The following is a 232-nucleotide window of genomic DNA, read 5'->3' on the forward strand; positions in this document are numbered from 1 at the left end:
CGGCAAAGTCTTTGGTGACAGCACCACCATCACCGGCACCGTTACGGGTGCTAACGGTGGCACCGTCACCGTTTCCATCGGCGAGAACGTGCTTGGCGAGGCTACCGTTGGCGACAACGGCGAGTGGGAACTGGTGCTTGAAACCGGTACCGGCTTGGAAAGTGGCACCCAGAACATCACCGCAACCGTCTCCAGCAAAGCGGGTATCACCGCTGAAGCAGCAGATCCGGTC

At 60.3% G+C, this 232-nt stretch carries 1 protein-coding gene; it reads left to right on the forward strand.

All coding sequences use genetic code 11. From position 1 onward, the window contains the following. Window positions 1-232, forward strand: a 232-nt coding sequence (locus tag AAEZ06_RS28335) for a hypothetical protein (protein ID WP_350617536.1), incomplete at both ends; no start/stop codon positions are given.

The organism is Pseudomonas sp. HY7a-MNA-CIBAN-0227 (assembly GCF_040310325.1).
Classification (GTDB): domain Bacteria; phylum Pseudomonadota; class Gammaproteobacteria; order Pseudomonadales; family Pseudomonadaceae; genus Aquipseudomonas.